General features: G+C 74.2%; 4 protein-coding genes and 2 pseudogenes. 2 read left to right on the forward strand and 4 right to left on the reverse strand.

Features of this window, described 5'->3' with window-relative positions:
- A partial coding sequence (locus ABZ281_RS37325) for a DUF2786 domain-containing protein (protein ID WP_356662478.1) occupies nt 1–1,108 on the reverse strand: 1,108 nt, incomplete at its 3' end.
- Nucleotides 1,109–1,204: 96 nt separating this feature from the next.
- Here ABZ281_RS37325 and ABZ281_RS37330 point away from each other — a divergent pair.
- Nucleotides 1,205–1,945: a Clp protease N-terminal domain-containing protein gene (locus tag ABZ281_RS37330; RefSeq protein ID WP_356662479.1), complete on the forward strand. Its 741-nt coding sequence runs from the start codon at nt 1,205–1,207 to the stop codon at nt 1,943–1,945.
- 52 nt (nt 1,946–1,997) lie between these two features.
- Complete coding sequence (locus ABZ281_RS37335) at nt 1,998–3,707, forward strand: bifunctional 3'-5' exonuclease/DNA polymerase (protein WP_356662480.1); 1,710 nt, start codon at nt 1,998–2,000, stop codon at nt 3,705–3,707.
- A 180-nt stretch (nt 3,708–3,887) separates the two neighbouring features.
- Here ABZ281_RS37335 and ABZ281_RS37340 read toward each other — a convergent pair whose 3' ends face one another.
- The 3 genes and pseudogenes from ABZ281_RS37340 to ABZ281_RS37350 form a co-directional block, all read right to left on the reverse strand.
- Nucleotides 3,888–4,115 (reverse strand): tetratricopeptide repeat protein, encoded by a 228-nt coding sequence (locus tag ABZ281_RS37340; RefSeq protein ID WP_356662481.1) that lies wholly within the window; start codon nt 4,113–4,115, stop codon nt 3,888–3,890.
- Between the two features lie 78 nt (nt 4,116–4,193).
- Nucleotides 4,194–4,451 (reverse strand): annotated as a pseudogene (locus ABZ281_RS37345) (tetratricopeptide repeat protein); the annotation flags it as partial.
- Between the two features lie 2 nt (nt 4,452–4,453).
- Nucleotides 4,454–5,075: pseudogene (locus ABZ281_RS37350) on the reverse strand (hypothetical protein); the annotation flags it as partial.

A 5,075-nucleotide genomic window follows, 5' to 3' on the forward strand; every position in this document is an offset into this window, starting at 1 on the left:
GACTGCGCACGGGCGGCGACCTCGCGGACCGCGCGCACGTCGTGCCCGGCGACGTCCGGACGGCCGTCCAGCCCGCCGCGTCCCGCACCCCGCGCAGCCGGGTCGTGGCCGTCTCCGGGAACATCCGGTCCAGCCGCCCGGTGACGGCGACCTCGCGGGAGGCGAGGACCGGGAGCAGGTCGTCGGTCACCTGGGTCTCTGCCGCGGCCGCCAGACGGGTGCCGATGCGGTGGGCGTAGGCCGCGAGGAACGACTGGCGGAACGTCTTGGTGCGCTTGCGGCCGCCCGCCCGCTGCGCGGCCTCCGCCGTCGTCATCGCGGTCGTGGCCTGCACGAGGAGCGAAGTGTAGAGGAGTTCGACCGCCTCCAAGTCGGTTTCGAAGCCGACGACGGTGGAGAAGCCGAGGAGTTCGTTCCACACCGCCCGGCAGTGGTTGGCGCCGGCGACGGCGTCCAGCAGCACCGCCTTGGCCTGCTCGTACGGCGGCTCGACCCCGATCCGGCAGGCCCCGGGCGTGTCCGGCGAGGGCGCCCGCGCCGCGAGCAGCGCCTCGTCGACGCTGTGCCGGGCCATCAGCTCCTGCGCCTTGGCGCTGAGCGCCTCCGCCTCCTCGGGGAACCCGGTGGCCTCGGCCTTGGCGAGCAGGGCACGGATGCGGGTGAGCATGCGGGACTCGGTCCGTGCCTCCCCGGGCGCCTCCTCCAGGGCCTCCAGGGAGGGCAGCCGCAGCAGCAGGCGGTACAGCTCCAGCACGGCGGTGGCGTACGAGAAACGGTCGGGGCGGGACGGGGCGTCGGCGGGGAGCGCCGCGAGCTGGGCGTTCCAGCGGCGGCCCCGGGGTCCGTCGTCAGGCGCCTGGGCGCGGATCAGCCCGGCGGCGAGGAGCGCGTGGATGTCGTCCAGCTCGCGCCGGACGATCCGTACGACGTCGGCCGGCTGCCAGCCGCGCCGCCAGGCCGTGGCCACGAACTCCTGTCCGCGCCGGTCGAGTTCGGCGTCCGCCGCCGGGTCGGAGGCGAGTAGGGATGCGCCGGTGTCCAGGGCCGTCTCGCCGGAGGCATAGAGGGCCGCTTCGAACGCGCGGTCGACGGTGGTGGACGTACTCACGGGCCGATGGTGCCACGCCATGACGGAAGGCCGGCAGCGACGAGAGAGCGTCAACCCGAGGTTGACAGCTATAGGAGCGCAACCTACGGTTGACATATGACGAACCCCGACACCACGTCATCCATCCGTCTCGACGACCTCATCGCGACCATCAAGAAGGTCCACGAGGAGCCGCTGGACCAGCTCCAGGACGCGGTGATCGCCGCGGACCACCTGGGCGACGTGGCCGACCACCTGATCGGCCACTTCGTCGACCAGGCCCGGCGCTCCGGCGCGTCCTGGACCGACATCGGCAAGAGCATGGGCGTCACCCGGCAGGCGGCCCAGAAGCGGTTCGTGCCGAAGGAGTCGGCCGACCTCGACCCCAGCCAGGGCTTCAGCCGCTACACGGTGCGCGCGCGGAACGTGGTCATGACCGCCCACAGCGAGTCCAAAGCCGCGCGCAACGCCGAGGGCGTGCCCGAGCACCTCGTCCTGGGACTGCTGGCCGAGCCCGACGGGCTCGCCGCCAAGGCCATCGTCGAGCAGGGCGTCCCGCTCGACACGGTCCGCGAGGCGGCCACGGCGGCGCTCCCGCCCGCCGTCGACGAGGTCCCGGAGCTGGTGCCGTACGGCCAGGCCGCCAAGAAGGTCCTGGAGCTCACCTTCCGCGAGGCCCTGCGCCTCGGCCACAACTACATCGGCACCGAGCACATCCTGCTCGCGCTGCTGGAGCACGAGAACGGCGAGGGCGTCCTCAGCGGCCTCGGCATCGGCAAGGAGCGGACCGAGCGGTACGTCGCGGCGGTGCTGGAGAAGATCGTGCAGGCGCAGAAGGAGGTGCTGGACGAGTCCTGACGGCGGCCGACGGCAGCAGGGCGTTGTCAGACCCCCCTGGCACACTCGCAGCATGGCCGACCGGTGGGCGCTCGCTCCGGCCGAGGACGGTGGCGTGGACGTCGCCCCCCTCGGTCCGGACGGGCTGCCCGCCGGCCCGGTGCGGCGGGAGGCCGATCCCGCCGAGGCGGTCCGGAGCCGTCCCGGCGTCACGCGGTGGGTGTGGCGGTCCACCGCCGAGGTCTACCCGCGCCTGCTCGCCACGGGGGTGCGAGCCGAGCGGTGCTACGACATCGAGGCCGCCGAGACCCTCCTCCTCGGCCACGAGGGGCGGTACGGGCAACCGCGCTCGGCCGCGGCCGCGCTGGCCCGGCTGCGCGGCGGCCCCGTGCCACCCGATCCACCGCAGCGCTCCGCCGAACCGGGCTCCCAGTCCTCGCTGTTCGAGCCCCAGGGCGTCCACCTGCCCCTGCCGGACCTCCTCGCGGTCTACGCCGAGCAGCAGCGGCGGCACGAGACTGCCGGGCACCCCGACCGCATGCGGCTGCTGACGGCCGCCGAGTCGGCGGGCATGCTGGTGGCCGCCGAACTGAACCGCACCGGGCTGCCCTGGAGCGCGCAGGTGCACCGCGCACTGCTGCACGACCTGCTGGGCGAGCGGTACGCGGGCGGCGGCGAGCCGCGCCGCCTGGCCGAGCTCGCCGACGAGGTGTCCGCCGCCTTCGGCAGACGCGTCCGCCCCGATCTGCCCGCCGACGTGGTCAAGGCCTTCTCCCAGGCCGGGATCAAGGTTTCCTCGACCCGCCGCTGGGAGCTCCAGTCGGTCGACCACCCCGCCGTGAAACCCCTGATCGAGTACAAGAAGCTGTACCGCATCTGGGTCGCCCACGGCTGGTCCTGGCTCCAGGACTGGGTCCGCGAGGGCCGCTTCCGCCCCGAGTTCCTCGCGGGCGGGACGGTGACCGGGCGCTGGGTCACCCACGGCGGAGGCGGGCTCCAGATCCCCAAGGTGATCCGGCGGGCCGTGGTCGCCGACCCCGGCTGGCGGCTCGTCGTCGCCGACGCCGACCAGATGGAGCCGCGCGTCCTCGCCGCGATCTCCCGAGACCCCGGGCTGATGGAGGTGGCCGGCCGGGAGAGCGACCTGTACCAGTCCGTCTCCGACCGCGCCTTCTCCGGCGACCGCTCCCAGGCCAAACTCGCCGTGCTCGGCGCCGTCTACGGCCAGACCTCCGGTGACGGCCTGAAGAACCTCGCCGCGCTTCGACGCCGTTTCCCCAGGGCGGTGGCGTACGTCGACGACGCGGCCCGGGCCGGCGAGGAGGGCCGGCTCGTACGGACCTGGCTCGGCCGGACCTGCCCGCCCGCGGCCCGGGGGACGGACGACGCGAGCGAGGAGGCGGGCATCCCGACCGCTGCCGTAGGCTCCGGCTCCGGGGAGGACGACCAGCCGGACGGCGGGCAATGGGTGCCCGGGTACGCCTCCACCAACGCCCGCGCCCGAGGCCGCTTCGCCCGCAACTTCGTCGTCCAGGGCAGTGCCGCCGACTGGGCGTTGCTCCTGCTCGCCGCGCTGCGCAGGACCTGCGCCGAACTGGCGGCCGAACTGGTCTTCTTCCAGCACGACGAGGTCATCGTGCACTGCCCCGAGGAGGAGACGGAAGTGGTTGTGGCGGCGATCCGCGAGGCGGCGGACCTGGCCGGCCGCCTGACCTTCGGGGAGACACCGGTGCGATTCCCGTTCACGACGGCGGTGGTGGAGTGCTACGCGGACGCCAAGTGATCAGACAGGGCACGCCAGGAGCTCACGCAGCTCCGTGACCACCGCCTGCTCGTCCGTGCCCTCCAGCGCCGCCAGTGCGGAGCTCCACTCCTCGCGCGCCTCGCCGATGTGCCCCCGCTCGCACAGCAGCAGCCCGTGCTGGTGGGGGGGCGAGAGCGCCGGTGTAGTGGTCGGCGCGGGCTACTGCCCGGCCGAGCACTCGGCGCACTCGCGGGCGGCCCGCCCGTCGCGCCCCAGCAGACGCAGGGCCCGGACCAGGCCGAGCCGGGTCTGGGACTCGCCGTGCCAGTCGCCGTGCCCGCCGAGGATGCGCAGGCTCTCCTCGAAGTGCGGCAGGGCGGCGGCCGGTTGGCCGAGCCGCAGATGCGCGTACCCGATGTTGCAGTGCGCGGAGTGCCGCACGATCACGGCACCGATCTCGTCCCCGAGGGCGAGTGAACGCCGGTGCCGCTCGATGGCGGCCCGCGGGTCGGTGTGCTCGACGAGGTTGCCGAGGTGGCTGTGGGTGACGGCTTCGCCGTACGGGTCGTCCAGCCGCCGTGCGTACTCCAGGCTCCGCTCCAGTACCTCGCCGGCTTCGGTGTGCCGGCCGAGCCCGTCCAGCAGCAGTCCGCGGTTGTTGAGGCAGCGGCGGATCCAGGAGGGGTGGCCCAGCCACCGCCAGATGGCGAGCGCGCTGTCGTTGAGGGCGAGGGCGTCCTTCTGCCGCCCGGTAAGGAAGCGCAGCCCGGCGAGATCGACCAGCGCTACGCCTCCGCCGCCGCGTCACCGAGCCGCCGCGCCACCCGGAGACCGGCCTGCCCCAGCACCTCCATCTCGGCGACGCGCCCCCGGCGATGTGCGAACGGGAAGATCAGCCGGACGAGCATGGAGACCAGGGCCGCGCGCTGTCCGGAGGGATCGTCCGCGTACCGCCCGGCCAGGGCGACGACGTTCTCCAGCTCCCTGTCCCCCCAGGCGAAGGCCTCTTCGGCAGTGGCGAAGGGGGCGACGGCGCCGACGGGGGCCGCATGGCCGCCCGGCTGACTCGGGGTGGGTCGGCGGCGGTCCTCCCGGCCGGGGCCGGGTTCCACGATCGCGGCGAGGACCCGCTCGGCGACGGCGGCGTACCAGTGCAGCGCGGCGTCTGCGCTAGTGGCGGTGTCCTGCGCTCGGGCCCCTTCACGGGCGAAGTCACGCACCAGGTCGTGCGGTGCATAGCGGCCGTAGGTCGTCTCCTCCAGCAGGGCCACGTCCAGGAGGCGTCCAGGGCGGCCTCGGTGCGTTGTTCGCCCGTGCCGGCGAGGCGGGCGAGCAGAGGGGCGCCGTACGTGGGCAGGGTCGAGCGCGCCGATACGGACCAGGGTGCGGGCCGCGTCCCGGTCGGCC

Origin of the sequence: Streptomyces sp. NPDC006265 (genome assembly GCF_040613555.1) — a bacterium.
Taxonomy (GTDB): domain Bacteria; phylum Actinomycetota; class Actinomycetes; order Streptomycetales; family Streptomycetaceae; genus Streptomyces.

Bases quoted from the DNA above. Each gene is read 5' to 3' on its own strand.
- ABZ281_RS37330 (WP_356662479.1), top strand. From the start codon at position 1,205: ATGACGAACCCCGACACCACGTCATCCATCCGTCTCGACGACCTCATC.
- ABZ281_RS37335 (WP_356662480.1), top strand. From the start codon at position 1,998: ATGGCCGACCGGTGGGCGCTCGCTCCGGCCGAGGACGGTGGCGTGGAC.